The following is a 20,268-nucleotide window of genomic DNA, read 5'->3' as shown; positions in this document are numbered from 1 at the left end:
CCGGAGTTGAGGTTTTTGATGAGAACCAAGTTGCTTAGAAGCTATAACTGATGGAGAAGTTCCAAGTTCTTCCAAATCCGAAAAACACTTGATTTGATTTGTCTAAACCATCATAAATTTGAGTGGTAACATAAGTGTTGTAAGCGGTTGTGTTTGGAGAACCATCTGTATTGGTAAAGTCTGCCTGTGTTTTGGTGTGAATGTTAGTTCTTGATTCGGCGATATAAATTTCATCTAAAACGTTATTGATGTTTAATCTGAAATTGATAGCATCTTCACGGTCTTTTCCAACCAACATTTTATAAGACAAACCAGCGTCTAACAAGCCGTAAGAAGGCAATAACAATGAACCTTTATCATTAGCGGCTTGCGTTCTGAAGTTAACCGGGTCGATACTGGCGTATAATTCGTCAACAAAACGATAATTACCGTCAATTTTCACTCTTTCTACAATTTCAAAGGAAGCACCTAAGCTTGCAGTAGTTTGCGCGGCATCACCCACTTTTAATCCATCTAAATACAGTGTTTCTGTGAAAACTTCACCACTTGGGTTTGTAATTACTAAGTTGTTGTCATCTTGGTAATTTGCTGTAACGTTGCTGCCATATTTCCAGTTTCCTACAGATACCATACCGTTGATAGACAATCTGCTGATAGGTTTGTAAGTAAAATCTAATTCGGCACCCACGTGAATTTGCTCAACTCCTTGTAAAAAGGCATTTCCAAGGATAGTTGGTGTTGCCGGATTTAAATCGTTATCGATATTAGCGGTTAATCGGATAAAACGATCTTTCCAGCTTGTTCTGTACAAGTTCAAGTTGGCATTGAATTTTGAGGAACGGTATCCGTAACCTGCTTCTACACCAAACACTTTTTCATTGGTCAAGTTTTCATTTACAACAGACGCATTGTTCGGATAAACAGCATTAAAGAAAGGTTGTTTTGAGTAGTATCCTGAATTAATGAAAACATTGTGATTTTTGTTGATGTTATAGTTCAAACCGCCTTTGATGTTTCCGCCTAAAATATTCTTATAATCAGTAGCATATAATGGGTCAGTTGTAAGGTATTTGAAATAATCGTCTCTTCTGAATCCTTGTTGAGAGATAGCTGCTTGAAGGAAAGCTGTTAATTTTTCTGTAGCATATTCGAGTTGCGTAAAGGCACCATACCATCTCACTAATCCATCATTGTTATAATTGATTTTTTGTTGGTAATCCGAGTTGAAAAACGGGTTAAAATGTGGTTTGGTTGAATATTCAAAGCTCAAAACTCTGTTAGGATTGTTAACATCAAAGTTGTCGGCATAATTATCGGCGCCTAACAAATCATTTAAATTTTGGAAGTGAATACCTCTGTAGGTTCTGGCGTCTAAACCAAAATCTAAAGTGAACTTATCGTTGAATTTTTTGTTCAAGTTCACAATGCCTCCGTACCAGTTGTGAGAGTTAATAGAAGAAATTTTAGAAATACCGTTGGTGGCATTATTACTGGTAGAGGCAGAGTTTTGAAAATCTCCGTTAATTTGAGAACGGGTAAAGTTGGTGGTTCCAATGGTTACTTGTTGACCGGAATTGTAGGCATTGATTAAGTCAACATTGATTAATCCGTTTGCGGTTCTTAAACTGTTTGAAAAGAAACGGTTTCCTCTGATAGCACCGGCACCATTACTTCCTCCGCCACGTCCCCAAGAACCGTAAATTACGGTTGATAACTTAGTAGTTTCGTTGATTTTCCAGTCCCAGTTTAAGGAGGCCACCGGTTTGTGGTAGTAATTGGTTCTGAAACTGTATTCTCTTCCGTTCAAATAACCCCAATCAGAATTGTAACGGATGTTAGGTTCACCTACGCCATCACCATATTTGATGTAATCGGCTATAGTTGGCGCAGCAGATCTTTGGTTGTGCCATTGCGGTGCTCCGGTGAAAGTAATCTGAAAATCGTGGTTTTTGTTTAGTTCATATCCAAGAGCCACAAAATAGTTAGCGCCGGCAAATTTAGTTCCGTCAACATATCCGTCTCCAAAAGTTTGACTCAACAAGACAGAAGTTGAAAATCCATTGTCTAATTTACCGCTGGAATAAGACATTAAGGTTTTTAAATAGTCATCATTTCCGATAGTAGAAGAAAGGGTGCCGCCTTTTTTTAAGTCGGATGATTTAGTAATAACATTGATAGTTCCACCAACAGAAGAAATAGCTAATTTTGAAGAACCAAGACCTCTTTGAACTTGGATGGCTGAAGTAACGTCGGATAAACCGGCCCAGTTGCTCCAAAACACCCTGCTGTTTTCCATATCGTTAACAGGAACACCGTTAATCATTACGGCTATGTTTTCTTGAGAGAAACCACGAATGTTAACTCTTGAATCTCCAAATCCGCCACCCGATTTTGTAGCATATACCGAAGGCGTATTGTTTAAGATTTCAGGGAATTCCTGAGAACCTAATTTTTCAACTATTTCAGCCGATTTAATGGTAGATACAGCAATCGGAGTCTTCCTGTCTTTAGCAATGTCGATGACGCTTGATTTGATTACAATTTCTTCCAATTGGTTTGATTCGGAAGCCATAGTGATTTTTCCCAAATCAATTGTTCCCGTTTTTTCTACTGAAAAATTTACTGTTTTTGTTTGAAACCCAACGAAAGTGAACACCAATTGTCCTGTTTGGGTTTTAGTACTAATGCTGAATTTACCTTCAGAATCAGTAGTGGTGCCTTCGTTTGTTCCTTTTACGGATACGTTTACACCAGGCAATCCCATATCAGATTCAGCATCCACAATGGTTCCGCTTACTTTACCTTGTGAAAAAGCAAAAGCTGTAAACAAAGTAAAAATCCACACAAAATAATTCGCTTTAATTTTTCTCATTTTAGAGGTTGTTTAAAATTTCTGCAAAAGTTCAATTTTAAACAAACTCGGCCGTTAAGAAAATATTAAGAAAAAATGAGGTATGATTAACTTTTGTTTAAGCCTATTTGTTTTCCAAAAAATGCTTGAGCAAGAATTCGGTTGAATTGTCGTGGTTTTTAACGGCGCCTGAGTTGATTTCCTCTAAAATAGAGTTGGCCAATTGTTTTCCTAACTCAACGCCCCATTGATCGTAACTGAAAATGTTCCAAATTACGCCTTGTACAAAAATTTTGTGTTCGTATAGCGCAATTAATGATCCTAATGATTTTGGTGTTAGCTTGTCAATTAAAATGGTATTGGTAGGTTTGTTACCGGTAAATACTTTAAACGGTAATAGGTATTCTGCCTTGTCTCCTGTGATGTTTTGTGTTTCAAATTCGGCTCTAACCTGACTTTCGGTTTTACCGTTGAGTAAAGCTTCGGTTTGGGCGAAAAAGTTTGACATCAATTTATTGTGATGGTCTTCGTTCCCGTATAAAGGTTTTACAAATCCGATAAAATCAGTAGGAATCAATTTGGTACCTTGGTGAATCAATTGGAAAAAGGCATGTTGTGAGTTGGTTCCCGGTTCGCCCCAAATAATGGTTCCGGTTTGGTAATTGACCGGCTTGCCATCGCGACCTACACTTTTTCCATTACTTTCCATAATGCCTTGTTGCAAATAAGGGGCTAATTTTTGAAGGTATTGGGTGTATGGAATTAAGGCTTCGCTCTCGGCTCCGAAAAAGTTGTTGTACCAAATGGTTAACAAGGCCAAAATTACCGGTATGTTTTTGTCGAAAGATTCTTTTTTGAAATGATTGTCCATGTCGTGAGCGCCGGCTAATAATGCGTCAAAGTGCTCGAATCCAACGGCTAAACTAATGGATAATCCAACGGCACTCCAAAGCGAAAAACGTCCGCCAACCCAATCCCACATTGGGAAAATATTGTCGGGATTAATACCGAATTCGGTTACTTTTTGAATGTTAGTGGAAACCGCTACGAAATGTTTGGCCACGTCTTCTTGTGAAGCCGACTGCAAGAACCAAGCGCGAATGGTCTCCGCATTTGACAAGGTTTCTTGTGTGGTAAAGGTTTTAGAGGCAATGACAAAAAGTGTCGTCTCCGGATTGAGTTTTTTGATGATTTCGTTAACGTGATCACCATCAACGTTTGATACAAAATGAACATTCAAATGGTTTTTGTAAAATTGTAAGGCTTCCACCACCATAGCCGGACCAAGGTCGGAACCGCCAATACCGATATTCACTACATCGGTGAAGGGTTTTCCTGTAAATCCTTTTCGTTGTCCCGAAATGACCTCGTGTGAAAAAGCTTTGATTTTATTTTTAACAGTAAAAACTTCCGGCATTACATTTTGTCCGTCAACTAAAACCACTTGGTTTTCCTGCGAACGCAAAGCAGTGTGAAGCACGGCTCTGTTTTCGGTTTGGTTGATGGCGTCACCCTCAAAATATTGGGTAATGGCTTCTTGGAGTTTTACTTCTTGGGCCAAATCCAGCAATAAGTTTACCGTGTCTTGATTGATGATGTTTTTAGAATAATCGACTAAAAAACCTTGCCATTGGACATGAAATTTTTCGGCTCTTTGCGTGTCCTTGGCAAACATTTCCTTCATGGAAACATTTTTGATTTGTGCATGGTGCTGGGTTAGTTTTTCCCAAGCTTTTGTAATCGACGGATTGATTTGTGCTAATGCCATTTTTTTACATTTGAAGCACAAATTTACAAATATAGATTGGTAAAAAAATAGCCTGATTTTACGCTAACGTTGTAGTAGACCAAAAAAATAAAATTATTTTCTGAATTTTAAGGCAGCGGTACTGTCCAACACCTTTTTAAGCGGTTTGATTTGCTCTAAGAATTGTTGTTTGTATTTGGCTTCCAACGGAGTAGAGGTTGGTAGTTTTAAGCGCAAAGCATCCACTTGTACACCGTTTTTCCAAAAGCGATAACACACATGTGGTCCGGTAGCTAAACCGGTGCTGCCTACTTTTCCTATTACTTGTCCTTGGGTTACTCTTTGGCCTCGTTTTACCAAAATTTTGGACATATGTAAGTATTGGGTAGAATAAGTTCGGTCGTGTTTCACTTTTACAAAATTTCCGTTACCGGTAGTATAGCCGGCTTGCTCTACAACACCGGCAGCCGTTGACATAATCGGTGTTCCGGTTGGAGCGGCATAATCGGTTCCGTTATGGGCTTTCCATCTTTTTTGAACCGGATGGAATCGACTTTTAGAGTAGCGCGAGGTAATGTTAACAAACTTCAACGGTGCTTTCAGGAAGAAGTTTTTGAGTGTTTTTCCTTCTTCGTCATAGTATTGTTGCTTTTTAGAACTACCATCGGGCGAGAACGGGAAAGCATAGATTTTTTTGCCTTTGTATTCAAAGAAAGAAGCCTTTAAACTGTCAACGCCATCATAAACAGTATCGTTGATGTAACGTTCGGTAAAAGTTAAGCCGAATTTATCGCCTTTTTGAAGTTTGAAGAAGTCGATGGACCAAGCATAAATTTTGGCAATCTTGGCCGCCAAAGCAGGATCAACTTTTTCGTTGGCTAAGGTTTCGGATAAAGAACCGTTCAAAGCGCCTGCTATAGTTCGGGTTTTGAAAGTTAGCGGGCGGGTTTTCTTATGGGCCACTACCGAATCTCTCATATCAATCACATAATAGTTCATTCGGTCGGGTTGGTAAATGAAATATTGGATTTTGTGTGTTTTGTTTTTGCTTCTCAGTATGGTGTAAGGTTTTCCGATACGGATAGATCTTACATCAAAAGTGTCCTTAACTTGGGCTACAATATCATAAACTTGTTGGCCGTTAAGGTTTTGTTTTTGAATCAAACTTCCGAAAGTGTCGCCCGATTTTACGGTGTCGTTAACCACGTTAAAATCGTGCAGGTTAAAACCAAAATCGATTAATTTAGGTTTTGGTTTTTCTTCCACAAAGGCTTCTTCTTTTGAGGGGTTACAAGACACCACAAAAGAAGTGAGCACAAGCGCTGCAATGACAATTCGAAAGATTTTTAACTCCATATTACAGTCCTTCTCCCCAGTTTTTTAATTCTTCATCTGACCATAATTCCGGGAAAAAGATGCGGCGTTGGTATTTGGGATGCATGTATTTTTTCCAATCGCTTCCACCGGTGGCTTCGCCCGAACCTTGTCCGCTTTCGATGTATTTTTTGGCAGCATTCAAATGGCCCATTACCCATGTAATATTTACGGTGTAATCGTAATGGCGCATGGCTTTAACCAACTCCGGATTTTGTTGGTCTTCTGCCGGAAGTTGTTTGAATTTTTGCCAAATATTGATGGTGTTGTATTCTTCCATGTATCGGAGGAATTCTTCCCGGTATTTTCTTTCGAATTCTAAGATCAGATACGACTTTTCTCCGGTGTGGTAATCTTTTCCGGCTGCTTGCCAATACAAGTGTTCGAAAGCGTGAGAGTATGGTGTGTTTCTGTCGATGGTAGCTCTGAAACGGTAATCGATTAAGTTGATTAAATCGGTGGAAGAAAACTCTATTAAACGGTATTGTGCACTTTGAAAACCACTGGCCGGCGTAAGGGTGTTTCGGAATTTCATGTATTGTGCTATTTCCATTCCGTCGCCCATAATATCAAATGAAGTCGTTAGCATGTCGAAGTAACGACTGATTCTTCTTAGTTTTTCGGTAAAAAATGCAGTTTCCGGTTTTTCGGTATGACACAATTGCTCGATTTCCCATAAAATCATTTTGAACAATAATTCATTGACTTGGTGGTACATGATGAATACCATTTCATCGGGCAAAACTGTTCTTTGGGTTTGCAAATTCAGTAAGGCATCTGTTTGAATGTAGTCCCAATAAGTAATGGGTTTGGCCCATAGCAATCCTTCGAGGTGTGTTTCGGTTTTTTGATTTATGGCCTCAAATTTTTTTTCTAAATCGGTGAGTACTTGGTTGTAGTTTGTTGTTTTGTGGTTCATTACTTTTTTAATTTCACCATGAACGGATTTTTAAGTCCTTTAAATCCTTCTAAATCGGCTTTAAGGGAACCAACGGCCAGGCTGGCTTTAATTCGCAATGGTATTTTGTTTTCATCGTCTGATATCCAAACGGTTAGACTTTCTTCTTCTTTGAAAACCCTGCCCGATTGTACTAAAGGTCTGAATATCATAGTTTGCGCGGTACCAAATTTAGTTTTTAATTCTTCTCTGCCCAAGAACTTTAATTTGAATTTATAAATTTCATCATCAAAAAACATGTCTACTACTATAGATTCTCCCGGTTTTAATTTGTCTATATTCGGATGATTTCTAAGGAAATAGAACGTAGAAACGATATCTTGAACATTCTCGGTAACCGAAAAAGTTTTCTCGGTATTGTTCTTGTAATTTTTTACCAAAACTTTGTTGGTGGCTTGATTGAAGAAACCTTCTTGGTTCTTGGTGTAGCCGCCTTCGTCAATTTTTCTGACGAATTGATAAGGTTTATTGGTGGCTTTATCGAAGTAACTTTCGTAATTGTCATCCACTTTGAAGAAAAACCGAGACATTCCGACAGTGTAGCCTTTGCCGATGGCGTGATACACTTTTTTGTTCTCTTTGACGGCCTCTTTTAATTCAAGGGTTGCGTATCCGGCATTGATAAAGCCGTAATGAATTCGGAATTTGAACCATTCGCCGGTATCATAGGCTTCCGGCTTTTGGGTATTGAAACTTACAGTAATAAAAAGCAATAACAGGAATAAGTATTTTTTCATTTCGAATTGAATTTTATACTGCGATTACAATATCTGTTCCAAAAGTATTAAAACAAAAAAACCCAATCAAATTAATGACTGAGTTTTTATGCTATTAACCAACCAAAAAACTATAAATTATGAAAATTTATCCAAAATGCGAGGGAACCACCCCTCTATTTTTGTTGTGCAAAGATAACCTAAGACGTTGCGACATTACAAGTAAAAAGTCAACTTTAACAATAATTTAATAATATATAGTCTTTTTTTGGTCTTGTTTTTAAATTATTTTTAACAAAAACGAGTTTTTACAACGTTCCTCGCAACATTTGCTCCCTTTCGATAGATTCAAATAAAGCTTTGAAGTTTCCGGCGCCAAAACCACGGGCACCCATTCTTTGGATGATTTCAAAAAACAACGTTGGTCGGTCTTCCACCGGTCGGGTGAAAATTTGTAACAGATAACCCTCGTCGTCTGCATCAATCATAATCCCTAATTTTTGCAATTCGTTAATGTCTTCTTTGAATTTACTCATATGATCTTTTAACCTTTCCGGAATGGCATCGTAATAAGCTTGTGGCGGAGTAGTTAAGAACTCAATACCACGTGCTCTCATTTCGGCTACAGTTTTGATAATATCATCGGTGGCTACAGCAATGTGTTGCACTCCTGCGCCTTCATAAAAATCTAAGTATTCTTCAATTTGCGATTTTTTCTTGCCTTCGGCAGGTTCGTTGATAGGAAATTTGATTCTACCGTTGCCATTACTCATTACTTTAGACATTAGAGCAGAATATTCAGTGGTAATTTGTTTGTCGTCGAACGAAAGGAAGTTTACAAATCCCATTACATCTTCATACCATTTTACCCAAGTGTTCATTTCGTTCCAGCCTACATTGCCCACCATATGGTCTACATATTTCAAACCAACCGGTGTCGGATTGTAGTCGGATTTCCATTCTTGGTAGCCCGGTAAAAAGGTACCATTGTAGTTTTTACGCTCTACAAACATGTGTACTGTTTCTCCGTATGTGTAAATTCCGGCGCGAACTACTTCACCGTGTTCGTCTTTTTCCACAGCGGGTTCCATGTAAACTTTGGCACCTCTTTTAGTCGTTTCTGCAAAGGCGGCTCTGGCATCATCTACCCAAAGGGCAATAATTTTTACACCGTCGCCGTGTTTTTTTACATGTTCACCAATAGGAGAATCGCTGTTCAAAGCAGTGGTTAAAACCAAACGAATTTTATCTTGCTTTAGAACATAGGAAGCCCTGTCGCGCATTCCGGTTTCTAATCCGGCATAAGCCAATGATTGGAATCCGAAAGCTGTTTTGTAGAAATGGGCGGCTTGCTTAGCATTACCAACATAAAACTCTACGTAATCTGTTCCTAACAATGGAAGGAAGTCTTGCGCTCCTTCAAATATTTTTTCTAAACCGTATTCTACGGATTTGATTTCTTGTGACATAATTCTTGTATTTAAAAGGGGTAAAGTAAACTACCCAAAGTTGTGTTTAAATTTTATTTTTAGCCCCGATAGTAGTGGAAATCCTCGAAGAGATTGCAACGGATAGCGGGAAATAGCTCCTTCCTTCGACTGAGCTCAGGATGATGTTTATTCCAACCAAGATTGGTAATATTTATCATCGGCAATTTTCATGGCTTCCTCTGTTACCATTAAAGGCTTGAAAGTGTCTACCATTACAGCCAATTCTTGAGTGTCTTTTTTGCCGATACTTCTCTCAGCAGCTCCGGGATGCGGACCATGCGGAATTCCGGCCGGATGAAGCGAAATGTGTCCGGCTTCAATATCGTTTCGGCTCATAAAATCACCATCAACATAGTACAATACTTCGTCAGAGTCGATGTTGCTGTGGTTGTAGGGTGCCGGAATAGCTTCGGGATGGTAATCGTACAAACGCGGCACAAAGGAACAAACCACGAAAGCATCGGTTTCGAAAGTTTGGTGTACCGGAGGCGGTTGGTGTATTCTACCGGTTAGTGGTTCAAAGTCGTGTATTGAAAACGCATACGGATAGTTGTAGCCGTCATATCCTATTACATCGAATGGATGTGTGGCATAAACCATATCGAAAATTTCGTCCTTTTTCTTCACTTTGATGACAAATTCGCCTTTTTCGTCGTAAGTTTCTAATTCGTACGGACGGCGAATGTCGCGTTCACAGAACGGCGAATGTTCTAACAACTGACCGAACCAATTGCGGTAACGTTTCGGAGTGTAAATTGGACGATGCGACTCGACTATGAATAAACGGTTATCTTCGGTGTCGAAATCCATTTTGTAAATGATGCCACGAGGAATAATCAAGTAATCACCATATTTGAAATCGATGTTGCCCAACATCGTTCTTAATTTTCCGGATCCTTTATGGATGAAAATCATCTCGTCGGAATCGGTATTTTTATAAAAATAATCAGTAGTTGATTTTTTGGGAGCGGCCAAAACGATATGGCAATCCGTATTGGTTAAGACGATTTTACGGCTTTCCAAAAAATCGTTTTCAGGATTTACTTGAAAGCCTCGCAGGCGATAGGATTGAATGTTATTGGCTTTCGCAATTTTGGGAGCAACACTATATTGGTTTTTGATTTCTTTGACTTGTGTTGGTCGGTGCTCGTGATAGGAATTGGTCGACATTCCGTCAAATCCTACTGTACCGAACAACTGTTCGTAGTACAAATCGCCATTAGGTTTGCGAAAAATGATGTGTCTTTTGTGAGGGATGTTTCCCAGTTTATGATATAACGGCATAGTTGTAATGTTTTAATTAAACAATGTGAAAATGCAGCAATGAGGTTTTGGTTTCATTGCTTACTTGATACATTGATTTAATTCACTCAGGATTTCTCTTGATGAGGAATTTTAAATACGCTAATAAACCTTGCCAAGTAACAGTCATAGTCAAAAAACTAGTTGTTTTTTAAATTTTTACCGACAATGATTCCCATACCAAAAGCGGCAATTATGGCTAAAAGAATAATCATAAATTCATTTTTACTATACAAATATCTGAAAAAAAAATCCAAATTCTTTTTTGAATTTGGATTTCTTTTCGTTTAGGATTGGTTAAGATTGGATTTTCTCTTACCGTATAGGAAATAAACGCTGATTCCGATTATTCCCCAAATGATGAATGCAATCCAAGTTTCTTTTCTCACAAAATACATTAAGAATAAGTTGAAACCTACCCCTAATGTGCCTACTAAATAAACTGCGGGGGTTTTGTATGGTCTTTCCAATTCGGGTTTTTTAACTCTCAAAATCATCACCGCTACACACACCATAGCAAAGGCTAACAGCGTTCCCATGGAACACATTTCGCTTACCTTATTGATTGGTGTTAAAGCTGCTACAATTGATATAATTCCACCTACTAAAAAAGTACTTTTGTGTGGTGTTTTGAAGGTTGGGTGTAAAGTTTTGAAGAAGTTTGGCAATAGTCCGTCTTTGGCCATGCCTAAGAAGATTCTGGTTTGTCCTAACATCATAACCAACATTACGCTGGTCAAACCTGCTGTTGCAGCAAGGGTAATGATGAACACGGCCCAAGTGATTCCGTTTTCACTAAAAGCAGAAGCTACCGGAGCTGATTTATCCAATTGGTCGTAAGGCACCATTCCGGTTAACACTAAGGAAACCAGAATATACAATACAGTACAGATGATTAATGAAGCTACAATAGCAAAAGGGACATCTTTTTTAGGGTTAATGGCTTCACCGGCTTGGGTAGAAACAGCATCAAATCCGATGTAGGCAAAAAATACTATAGTCGCTGCAGTTAAAACACCTCCGAAACCGAAGCTTACTTTTTCAACACCATCAATCATTACGGTAGTTTCAGCCGGGATAAATGGTTGCCAGTTGGCAGTATCAATGTAAAAGGCACCGGCAATAATCACGAACAAAACCACAGCTACTTTGATGATTACAATGATATTGTTGGTTTTTGCTGCTTCTTTAATTCCTTTTACTAAGATATAGGTAACAACCCATGTGATTAAGAAAGCCGGCAAATTGAACGCAAATCCGGGAGCAGCTTGTCCTAATTCGGCATATTTTTCGGTGGCTGTGGTTAAATCGTTGCACAGCCAAATGGGGAAATCAATCCCAAACAAATGTAGTAGTTTGACAAAATAACCACTCCAGGCTACAGCTACCGTTGTGGCACCCATCATGTATTCCAAGATAAGGTTCCAACCGATAAACCAGGCGAAAATTTCACCAACAGTTCCATAGGCATAAGCATAAGCAGATCCTTCTACAGGAAGTACTGAGGCAAACTCTGCATAACAAAGGGAAGCAAATAAACAGCCGATGCCCGCAATTACAAATGACAATGCTAAAGCTGGACCTGCATAGTCATGAGCGGCAATTCCGGTTAGCGTGAAAATACCACCGCCAATAATGGCTCCGATACCCAATGAGGTCAATCCCCATTTTGTCAATACTCTTTTTAAATCGTTTTTTTTCATGTCTGCTTCAAAAGCAGCCACAGGTTTTACTCTCCAAATTGACATAAAATAGTTTGGTTTAGTTAATAGATTCCAAATATAGTTTTTTCTGTTTCAAAAATCACAAAAATATATATTTTGATATTTGACCAGATTTTAAAACCAAAATCCGACACTGATAAAGGTATAGCCACGGTTCAATTCCGGCGACCAAGTGTATTTTACCTCTACCGGACCGATAACCGATTCTAAAGCGTAGCCAATTGCATAACCATTGTAAGTTGGTTTTGAAAGCCAATTCCCGGTTCGGAACAAATCGTCGGAAATATTAGCGTAATTGGCGGCAAAGTTGAAGTGGTTTTTTTTGTAGAATTCGTAGTCAACGGTAAAGCAGGATTTGATATAGCTGTCTGCGGCCAAACTCAAGAAATCATAGCCGTAAAAATGTTTGAAGTTATTGATGGTGTTGAAACCGTATCCGCCCAATACAAAATCGAAAAAGTGAACACTTTCGTTCCCTATGGTAAATCCGAGTTCAGATTGTACTTTTAAAGTTACTTTTTTGTGGAATGATTTCACAAAACCAATTTCTCCTTTGGCAATAGAGAAACGGTTGAATTCTTGGGTGTAATCGGAAGAATATAAAAATGATTGGATATCACCTGAGAGAAACCAACCTTTTTTAGGGAACAATTTGTTGTCGAAAGAATCAAATTTCATATAGCCGAATACACTGGTGTAAAGGCTGTTTTCAAATACCGGATTGACAGTGCTTAAATTGTCTGATTTGATTTTAATGTGTTTTAATTCAACGCCTCCTCCGATTAGAAACTTTTGCATAAAAACAGTCTGCATATAGGCTTGATTGGTAAAATCCGAAAAATCGATATTGAGACTGTTTAAGCCTAATTGGGTAAGCAATTCTCCTTCACTGAAATCAGTTTCAACATTTCTGTTGAATTTGTTGTATCTCGATTTTAAACCAAAACTCCAATAAAAACCATTGTCGATATAGTAATCTAAGTTATAACGGATGTTATCGCCTAAACCCAAATCGAGTGAAACCACATCGTTTTTAAATAATGATTTTTTTTGGGTAATGTTGGTTAGTAAGGCACTTTTGTATAATCCGTCATAGTGTAATCCGAATTTCAAAAAGGTTTTATTAGTGTTTTCCGTTAGATTTAATTTGAGTTCATCAGCGCCTTGATAAGGCTCAATGGTATAGCTGATGCGACTGAAATTTTGCGTAGCATTGATGTTGTTTATTCCGGTTTTCAGGTCTTCATAACTGATTTTTTTACCGCTTTTAAAACGCAACTTTCCTAAAATATACGCTCGGGTGTAATTCTCCAAGCGACTCAAACTTATGCTTTTAATAAGTAGTGAATCACTTTTTGCAGGATGTTGGTTCAACACATATTTTTCTTCCGGATTCGCCAACTTTTTAATTTTATCAATGTCAAGCATGGCGGCAATTTCTCCTTTCTGGATAATCTCTTTTCCTTCGTTAAATGAAATTACGCCATAATTTGAAATGTCCGGTTTTATATAAATATCCGTGATTTTCTTTTTCTCATTCATGCTTTTAATCATGTCCAAGTTGGTAATTTGCACCAAAATTCGGGTAGCATCCTTTAAAGCCTCTCGGTTTTTCAAATCATCTTGAACGTCAACACCAATAATAATGTCAGCGCCCATTTTTCTGACTTCTTCCGCAGGATAATTATTCACCACACCGCCGTCAATTAATACTCTTCCGTCAATTTCTACCGGTGAAAATAAGGAAGGAAAGGCCGAACTGGCCAATAAAGCCTGCGCCAAATAGCCTTCACGCAAAATAATACCTTCGCCGGTTTCTATATCGGTGGCTACGCACAAAAAAGGAATCGGTAATTTGTCGAATTCCCTAATATGGCGAACCCTGTGGGTTAATTTAGACAGCAAATTGTAATTGTACATGCCTTTGGAAAGCGCTATAGGAATTCCGATTTTGAATTTGTGAAAAGGCAAGGTCAATGCATACATTTCGTCGTTTCGCTTTTCGTAAAAGCTTTTGGAAGAACGCGGAATGTAATCTTGTAGTAACTCGTCGAAATCGGTGTTGTAAAAAATGGAATCGATTTGCGTAGCGCTATAACCGGAAGCATACAATCCACCGACTACAGCTCCCATACTGGTTCCGCCTATATAATCGATTTTAACGCCGGCTTCTTCTAATACTTTTAAAACACCTATATGGGCAAATCCTTTGGCGCCACCGCCACTTAATACCAAGCCGATTTTTGGTCTCTTGGTTTTGGTAGAGTCTTGCGCTTCAACAACTTGAAGAAAAAATAGCCCAAGAAGCAGCAGTGTAATTTTTTTCATAAAATGGATTAGGATTTCCCGATGTTGTAAAATTCGGAAATTTTTTTGGCTTTTGAGGCACCAATAACCTCAGAAATTTCTTTTTCTGTAGCCAATTGTAATCTTTTAACACTTTTGAAATGTTTTAGTAATGCCAACATGGTTTTTTCGCCAATTCCGGGTATGGTTTCCATAGAGGTTTGCAAAGCCGATTTACTGCGTTTGTCCCGATGGTGTGTAATCCCAAAACGGTGTGCTTCGTTTCGTAAATGTTGGATGATTTTTAAGGTTTCCGATTTTTTATCCAAGTACAACGGCACCGAATCGCCGGGGTAAAATAGTTCTTCCAATCTTTTGGCAATGCCGATAATGGCTACTTTGCCTCGTAAGCCCAATTCGTCTATACTTTTGAGCGCTGATGACAATTGGCCTTTGCCACCGTCAATAATGATAAGTTGCGGCAACGGTTGGTTTTCGTCCAACATCCTTTTATATCGGCGATATACGACTTCTTCCATCGAAGCAAAGTCGTTCGGACCTTCTACAGTTTTGATGTTGAAATGGCGGTAGTCTTTCTTGCTCGGCTTGCCGTCTTTAAACACCACACAGGCCGAAACCGGATTGGTTCCCTGAATATTTGAGTTGTCAAAACACTCAATGTGACGCGGTTCTGTGGGCAATCGCAGGTCTTTTTGCATTTGCGCCATAATGCGGTTGGTATGGCGTTCGGGATCTACAATTTGAATTTGCTTTAACTGCTCCAAACGTTGGTATTTGGCGTTGCGTTGCGAGAGTTCGAGGATTTGTTTTTTGTCACCGAGTTGAGGTACGGTGACTTTTATTTTATCGCCGAAATCGAGCTCGAACGGTAGGATAATTTCTTTAGATGTTAAGTGAAAACGCTCTCGCAATTCAACCACAGCCAATTCCAATAATTCTTCATCGGTTTCGTCGAGTTTCTTTTTGATTTCCATCGTATGCGAGCGGATAATGGCGCCGTGAGCAATTTGAAGGAAGTTTACAAAGGCCATCGATTCATCTGAAACGATAGAAAAAACATCTACGTTGGAAATTTTCGGATTTAAAATGGTGGAACGCGATTGGTAGTTTTCGAGTACTTCAATCTTTTCTTTGATTTTTTGAGCGGCTTCAAATTTCATGTCGGTCGCCAATTCCAACATCAATTTTTTAAAATCGCGCAAACTGTCTTTAAAATTGCCTTTCAGAATTTCGCGAATAGCATCTACTTGTTTTTGATAATGTTCCAACGATTCATAGCCTTCACACGGTCCTTTGCAGTTGCCGATATGGTATTCCAAGCAAACCTTGTATTTTCCCGATTGTATATTGGCATTGGATAAATCGTAATTGCAAGTCCGCAACGGATACAATTCTTTGATCATATCCAAAAGGGTATTGACGGTTTTAAAATTGGTGTAAGGGCCAAAATATTCCGAGCCGTCTTTCACCATTCTGCGCGTGGGAAATATTCTGGAAAAGGGTTCTTTTTTGATGCAAATCCACGGATAGGTTTTATCGTCCTTAAGCAACACATTATAGCGCGGTTGCAGTTTTTTGATGAGGTTGTTTTCTAACAACAGTGCATCAGCTTCAGAAGCCACCACGATATGTTTGATGGTTACAATTTTTCTAACTAATACATTGGTTTTGGCGTTGTCGTGGATTTTGTGAAAATAAGAGGAAACCCTTTTTTTGAGGTTTTTGGCTTTGCCGACGTATAAAATTTTACCGGCAGCGTCGTAATACTGATAAACGCCCGGACTATCGGGTAAGGTTTGCAATTGGAGTTCTATAGACGGCGTTTCCATAAAAACAAAGTTAAAGGAAATTGCCATAAATACAAGAACTGTCAAGCCTAACATTTATCATGTTTTTTTCGGATTCCGAGGTGTAGTTTTGCCAAAATATTTAAGAATGAAATACTGGAAAAAACTCACTAACGACGAGAGAAAAGAAAGGATTGAAAAGGCTTTGCAAGACAATGTTAATTTTTCAAAAGACACTTCATTGGGTTATCCGGCGTCAAAATTAGACAGCAGAGTATTTAACGATGATGCGCCATTTTTAAAAGATGCGCCGATTTTACAAACCTACGTGGCCAATCCCAATAATATTGGCTGTCATACGTTTGGCACCTCGGAAAAGGCTTTTAACGGAACCCATGAAATTGAGCGGGAAGTATTGCGCGTTATAGCGGTAGATATTTTTAAGGCTGAACCGGATGCGTTTGACGGTTACATATCTCCGGGAGGCACCGAAGCCAATATCCAAGCGATTTGGATGTTCCGCAATTATTATATGAATAATTATGATGCCAAAGCGGATGAAATAGCGATAGTAGCCTCAGAAGACACGCATTATTCGATTCCGAAAGCTTCCGATTTATTGCAGTTGGATTGGCTGAAAATTCCGGTTGATTTTGATACTCGCGCCATTGACACCATCCAATTGGAACAAATTATCCTGAACGCCCAAAGCAACGGGAAAAAGTATTTCATTGCGGTATCCAATTTGGGAACCACCATGTTTGGCTCTGTGGACAATCCGGAAGCTTACATCGCTGTTTTTGAAAAACTCGACTTGCATTACAAGCTCCATATAGACGGCGCGTATGGCGGATTTGTTTATCCGTTCAGTAATCAGCAATCGGTCATTAATTTCAGTAACCCAAAAATCAGTTCCATCACCATAGACGCTCATAAAATGTTGCAAGCGCCCTACGGAACCGGTGTTTTTATTTGCCGAAAAGGCTACATCGAAAACGTACTAACCAAAGAAGCGGAATACGTTGAAGGCATGGATTTAACCTTGTGTGGCAGTCGAAGCGGCGCTAATGCGGTAGCGGTTTGGATGATTTTGTTCACTTACGGTCCAAACGGTTGGTTTGAAAAAGTGAGCGTCTTGCAAATGAGGACACAATTTTTGTGTAACCAACTAAACGCTATGCAAATCCAATATTTCCGTGAGCCGTTTATGAATATAGTGACCATTAAATCCGAGTACATTCCGATAAAAATAGCCGAGAAATATGGTTTAGTGCCACAACAACACGATGAAAATAACCAATGGTACAAAATTGTGTTGATGGATCACGTAGAAGTAGAACATTTGACTACTTTTATAGAAGATTTGATGGCCACTTCATATGTTTAAAAAAGACTTACGCAAAAAATACAAAGCACTTAGACAGCAGCTTTCCGAAGCACAAATTGAAGATAAAAGTTTGGCGATTGCCAATCGGTTATTGCAGTTAGATGTTTGGGACAAAACATATTTTCATTTGTTTTTGACTATCGAAGAGCAAAAAGAGGTAGACACCGAATTTGTATTGCAAATTTTAGCCGGAAAAGACAAAGAGATTGTAGTAGCCAGAAGCGATTTTGACACTTTGGCAATGACTCATTTTTTGTTGACCGACAACACCAAGTTCCAAAAAAACCAATATAATATTTTTGAGCCTGTAGATGGTATTGAAGTGCCGCCAAGCAAGCTGGATGTGGTGTTTGTGCCTTTATTAGCTTATGATAATGATGGCAATAGAGTAGGTTACGGCAAGGGTTTTTACGATAAATTTTTGTCGCAATGTAAGGAAGATGTCATCAAAGTTGGTTTCTCGTTTTTTGAACCTGAAGAAAATATAACCGATGTATCACCTAACGATATTCTATTAGATTATTGCGTAACGCCCGAAACTATTCATAAGTTCCCAACGACGTCTTTTTAGCAAAGGCTTTTTTATTGAAGACAATCAAAATCCCAACACCGGTAGAAATGGCCATATCGGCTATGTTGAAAATGGCATTAAAGAATTTAAAAGGTTCTCCGCCCCAAATAGGCAACCATTCCGGGAATGTGCCCTCGTAAATCGGGAAGTACAACATGTCGACTACTTTACCGTGAAACCAAGTTCCGTAAGGTTGGTCAGTTGAAATAGTGGCGATATGGTAACGGGTACTTTCGTCAAAAATAACCCCATAGAATACTGAGTCTATAATGTTTCCGGCAGCTCCGGCAAAGATAAGCGCGATGGCCACCATTAAATACCTTGAACTGTGTTTGGTACTGGCGTCATACAACCAATATCCGATTCCACAGATGGCTAAAATTCGGAAACTGGTTAGGATTAATTTTCCGTATTCTCCAGGAATTTTAGTTCCCCAAGCCATTCCTTCATTTTCTATGAGCAATATTTTAAACCAACTGGTAACATCAATTTGGCTGGCATCTCCGTAAAAGAAATTGGTTTTGATATAAATCTTAACAAATTGATCAACCAATAAAACGATGGCAATGATTAAAATAGAGTTTCTTAATGACATTCTTAGGGTTTTAATGGCGCAAAAATAGCAATATTATTACATAAAAAGCAGAATATTTTATTTGTTAGTCAACTCATCTGATACATTTTAACGCTACCAACGAAAGATTGTTTAATTTTACCCTAAAAAGCAACCTAAACACGATTTTTTCATCCTTGAAAATGAAAACCAATACAATAAACCTTATGAGAAAGTTTTATGCAGCCTTGTTTTTTACATTGGCACTATTCACTACTTCTTGTGATAAAGATGACGACAATGGAGGTCTGGCCAAATTTGCCGTACCTACCGTAAAATCATTAGCCGAAATCAGAAGTAATGTTTCGGTAACCACTGCCCGAGCTACCCAATCCAATGGAAAAATTTATGTAGCCGAACACTATCTGTTTTACATTGCACAGGAATCGGGTGTGCATGTTTTTGACAATACCAATCCGAGTGCGCCGCAAAACATCGCTTTCATTAATTTGGCCGGTGTGCACGATATAGCAGTAAAAGGTAATTACCTCTTTGCCGATAATTTTGTGGATTTGTTAGTTTTCGACATCAGCAACATCCAAAACATAACTTTGGTTCGTACGGTGCCAAATTCGATTGCTTTTTTTCCGGAATATCCCGAAGATGCTGAGTATTATGATTACACGACAGAACCGGGACAAGATGAAATTATTACCGGATTTACTGTAGAAATGAGAAACAGACCACAAGGACAAGAAATTGTTTTGGCCAACGATGCTTTAGCCGGTTTTGAAAGTGCTAGTGGTAATATAGGTATTGGCGGTTCTTATGCTCGTTTTCAAATTAACAGCAACGCTTTGTATACCATAGATTCTTATAAATTGAATGTGTTTAATATTGCCGATCCGGCTGCTGCTTTTTTCGATAAAGAAGTTTACATGACACAATGGTTTGGTGGCGGTGAATTCGAAACGCTGTTTATCCAAAAAGATATTTTGTTTGTGGGTTCAACAACCGGGATGTACACTGTTGATGCTGAAGACGAGTTCAATCCGTACTTTGTGTCCGGTTTCGCCCATGCTACGGCTTGTGATCCGGTAGTGGTTTTTGGTAATACAGCTTACATTACGGTACGCGGTGGTTCAACTTGTGGCGCGATAGAAGACCAAATTAATGTAATCGACGTGACCGATATAGCCAATCCGACTTTATTATCAACTTATTTATTGAACGAGCCATATGGATTGGGAATTAAAAATGGGGTTTTGTATGTAGGTTGCGGAGCGAATGGTTTAAAGATTTTTAACGCAGCCAACAGTGCCGGTTTGGTTTTGGCTAACAGTTATGCTAATAATGTAAAAGATGTGATTCCGCTCGACTCACATTTGATTACGGTAGGCGATAACACCATTACGCAATACAGCTACGGTCCGAATTTTACACTGATTCAGCTTAGTCAGATTACTTTATAAAAAAAGCCCCGAATTCCGGGGCTTTTTTA

14 protein-coding genes are annotated in these 20,268 nt (G+C 38.8%); 3 read left to right on the top strand and 11 right to left on the bottom strand.

From position 1 onward, the window contains the following. Window positions 1-34: 34 nt before the first annotated feature. The 10 genes from ACJG85_RS02115 to uvrC all read right to left on the bottom strand — a co-directional run bounded on the left by ACJG85_RS02115 (window position 35) and on the right by uvrC (window position 16,298). A complete protein-coding gene (locus ACJG85_RS02115; protein ID WP_412476809.1) occupies window positions 35-2,872 on the bottom strand; it encodes a TonB-dependent receptor in 2,838 nt (945 codons plus the stop codon). A 103-nt stretch (window positions 2,873-2,975) separates the two neighbouring features. Beyond that, complete coding sequence (gene pgi, locus ACJG85_RS02110) at window positions 2,976-4,619, bottom strand: glucose-6-phosphate isomerase (protein WP_412476808.1); 1,644 nt, start codon at window positions 4,617-4,619, stop codon at window positions 2,976-2,978. Window positions 4,620-4,712: 93 nt separating this feature from the next. Further along, the gene (locus ACJG85_RS02105; protein WP_412464721.1) at window positions 4,713-5,954 is read right to left on the bottom strand and encodes a M23 family metallopeptidase; all 1,242 of its coding nucleotides are present in this window, start codon (window positions 5,952-5,954) and stop codon (window positions 4,713-4,715) included. A 1-nt stretch (window position 5,955) separates the two neighbouring features. Next, window positions 5,956-6,891 (bottom strand): tryptophan 2,3-dioxygenase family protein, encoded by a 936-nt coding sequence (locus ACJG85_RS02100; RefSeq protein ID WP_409674618.1) that lies wholly within the window; start codon window positions 6,889-6,891, stop codon window positions 5,956-5,958. Further along, complete coding sequence (locus tag ACJG85_RS02095) at window positions 6,891-7,667, bottom strand: DUF3108 domain-containing protein (protein WP_409674615.1); 777 nt, start codon at window positions 7,665-7,667, stop codon at window positions 6,891-6,893. Before ACJG85_RS02095 ends, ACJG85_RS02100 begins: the two co-directional genes overlap by 1 nt. A gap of 287 nt (window positions 7,668-7,954) precedes the next feature. Next, window positions 7,955-9,115: a 4-hydroxyphenylpyruvate dioxygenase gene (hppD, locus tag ACJG85_RS02090; RefSeq protein WP_412464720.1), complete on the bottom strand. Its 1,161-nt coding sequence runs from the start codon at window positions 9,113-9,115 to the stop codon at window positions 7,955-7,957. A 147-nt stretch (window positions 9,116-9,262) separates the two neighbouring features. Continuing rightward, the gene (locus tag ACJG85_RS02085; protein ID WP_412476807.1) at window positions 9,263-10,420 is read right to left on the bottom strand and encodes a homogentisate 1,2-dioxygenase; all 1,158 of its coding nucleotides are present in this window, start codon (window positions 10,418-10,420) and stop codon (window positions 9,263-9,265) included. 305 nt (window positions 10,421-10,725) lie between these two features. Beyond that, complete coding sequence (locus ACJG85_RS02080; RefSeq protein WP_409674606.1) at window positions 10,726-12,186, bottom strand: APC family permease; 1,461 nt, start codon at window positions 12,184-12,186, stop codon at window positions 10,726-10,728. A gap of 90 nt (window positions 12,187-12,276) precedes the next feature. Further along, entirely contained in the window at window positions 12,277-14,490 is a 2,214-nt protein-coding gene (locus ACJG85_RS02075) for a patatin-like phospholipase family protein (protein WP_412476806.1), read from the bottom strand. Window positions 14,491-14,498: 8 nt separating this feature from the next. Next, window positions 14,499-16,298, bottom strand: a complete 1,800-nt coding sequence (gene uvrC / locus ACJG85_RS02070; protein ID WP_412476805.1) for an excinuclease ABC subunit UvrC — start codon at window positions 16,296-16,298, stop codon at window positions 14,499-14,501. A gap of 106 nt (window positions 16,299-16,404) precedes the next feature. Here uvrC and ACJG85_RS02065 point away from each other — a divergent pair, with 106 nt between their 5' ends. Together ACJG85_RS02065 and ACJG85_RS02060 are read left to right on the top strand one after the other, a co-directional pair. Further along, the gene (locus ACJG85_RS02065; RefSeq protein WP_412476804.1) at window positions 16,405-17,643 is read left to right on the top strand and encodes a pyridoxal-dependent decarboxylase; all 1,239 of its coding nucleotides are present in this window, start codon (window positions 16,405-16,407) and stop codon (window positions 17,641-17,643) included. After that, window positions 17,636-18,214: a 5-formyltetrahydrofolate cyclo-ligase gene (locus tag ACJG85_RS02060; RefSeq protein ID WP_409674594.1), complete on the top strand. Its 579-nt coding sequence runs from the start codon at window positions 17,636-17,638 to the stop codon at window positions 18,212-18,214. The genes ACJG85_RS02065 and ACJG85_RS02060 overlap by 8 nt, the downstream gene beginning before the upstream one ends. Here the strand turns inward: ACJG85_RS02060 and ACJG85_RS02055 are convergent. Then, complete coding sequence (locus ACJG85_RS02055; RefSeq protein WP_409674591.1) at window positions 18,183-18,809, bottom strand: lipoprotein signal peptidase; 627 nt, start codon at window positions 18,807-18,809, stop codon at window positions 18,183-18,185. The two genes, ACJG85_RS02060 and ACJG85_RS02055, sit on opposite strands and share 32 nt — an antisense overlap. A gap of 185 nt (window positions 18,810-18,994) precedes the next feature. On the opposite strand from ACJG85_RS02055, the gene ACJG85_RS02050 reads away from it, so the two are divergent. Further along, entirely contained in the window at window positions 18,995-20,239 is a 1,245-nt protein-coding gene (locus ACJG85_RS02050; protein WP_412476803.1) for an LVIVD repeat-containing protein, read from the top strand. Window positions 20,240-20,268 lie beyond the last annotated feature (29 nt).

This window comes from Flavobacterium mekongense, assembly GCF_047038255.1.
Taxonomy (GTDB): Bacteria; Bacteroidota; Bacteroidia; order Flavobacteriales; family Flavobacteriaceae; genus Flavobacterium; species Flavobacterium mekongense.
The sequence above is the reverse complement of the archived record's forward strand: the minus strand, read 5'-3'. Positions and strand labels throughout refer to the sequence as shown.

What these genes read in the sequence shown, in the direction of transcription:
- ACJG85_RS02115 (WP_412476809.1), bottom strand. Translation starts at nt 2,872, where the DNA reads ATGAGAAAAATTAAAGCGAATTATTTTGTGTGGATTTTTACTTTGTTT.
- ACJG85_RS02075 (WP_412476806.1), bottom strand. Translation starts at nt 14,490, where the DNA reads ATGAAAAAAATTACACTGCTGCTTCTTGGGCTATTTTTTCTTCAAGTT.
- ACJG85_RS02065 (WP_412476804.1), top strand. Translation starts at nt 16,405, where the DNA reads ATGAAATACTGGAAAAAACTCACTAACGACGAGAGAAAAGAAAGGATT.
- ACJG85_RS02095 (WP_409674615.1), bottom strand. Translation starts at nt 7,667, where the DNA reads ATGAAAAAATACTTATTCCTGTTATTGCTTTTTATTACTGTAAGTTTC.
- ACJG85_RS02050 (WP_412476803.1), top strand. Translation starts at nt 18,995, where the DNA reads ATGAGAAAGTTTTATGCAGCCTTGTTTTTTACATTGGCACTATTCACT.
- hppD (WP_412464720.1), bottom strand. Translation starts at nt 9,115, where the DNA reads ATGTCACAAGAAATCAAATCCGTAGAATACGGTTTAGAAAAAATATTT.
- ACJG85_RS02085 (WP_412476807.1), bottom strand. Translation starts at nt 10,420, where the DNA reads ATGCCGTTATATCATAAACTGGGAAACATCCCTCACAAAAGACACATC.
- ACJG85_RS02105 (WP_412464721.1), bottom strand. Translation starts at nt 5,954, where the DNA reads ATGGAGTTAAAAATCTTTCGAATTGTCATTGCAGCGCTTGTGCTCACT.
- ACJG85_RS02080 (WP_409674606.1), bottom strand. Translation starts at nt 12,186, where the DNA reads ATGTCAATTTGGAGAGTAAAACCTGTGGCTGCTTTTGAAGCAGACATG.
- ACJG85_RS02060 (WP_409674594.1), top strand. Translation starts at nt 17,636, where the DNA reads ATGTTTAAAAAAGACTTACGCAAAAAATACAAAGCACTTAGACAGCAG.
- uvrC (WP_412476805.1), bottom strand. Translation starts at nt 16,298, where the DNA reads ATGGAAACGCCGTCTATAGAACTCCAATTGCAAACCTTACCCGATAGT.
- ACJG85_RS02100 (WP_409674618.1), bottom strand. Translation starts at nt 6,891, where the DNA reads ATGAACCACAAAACAACAAACTACAACCAAGTACTCACCGATTTAGAA.
- ACJG85_RS02055 (WP_409674591.1), bottom strand. Translation starts at nt 18,809, where the DNA reads ATGTCATTAAGAAACTCTATTTTAATCATTGCCATCGTTTTATTGGTT.
- pgi (WP_412476808.1), bottom strand. Translation starts at nt 4,619, where the DNA reads ATGGCATTAGCACAAATCAATCCGTCGATTACAAAAGCTTGGGAAAAA.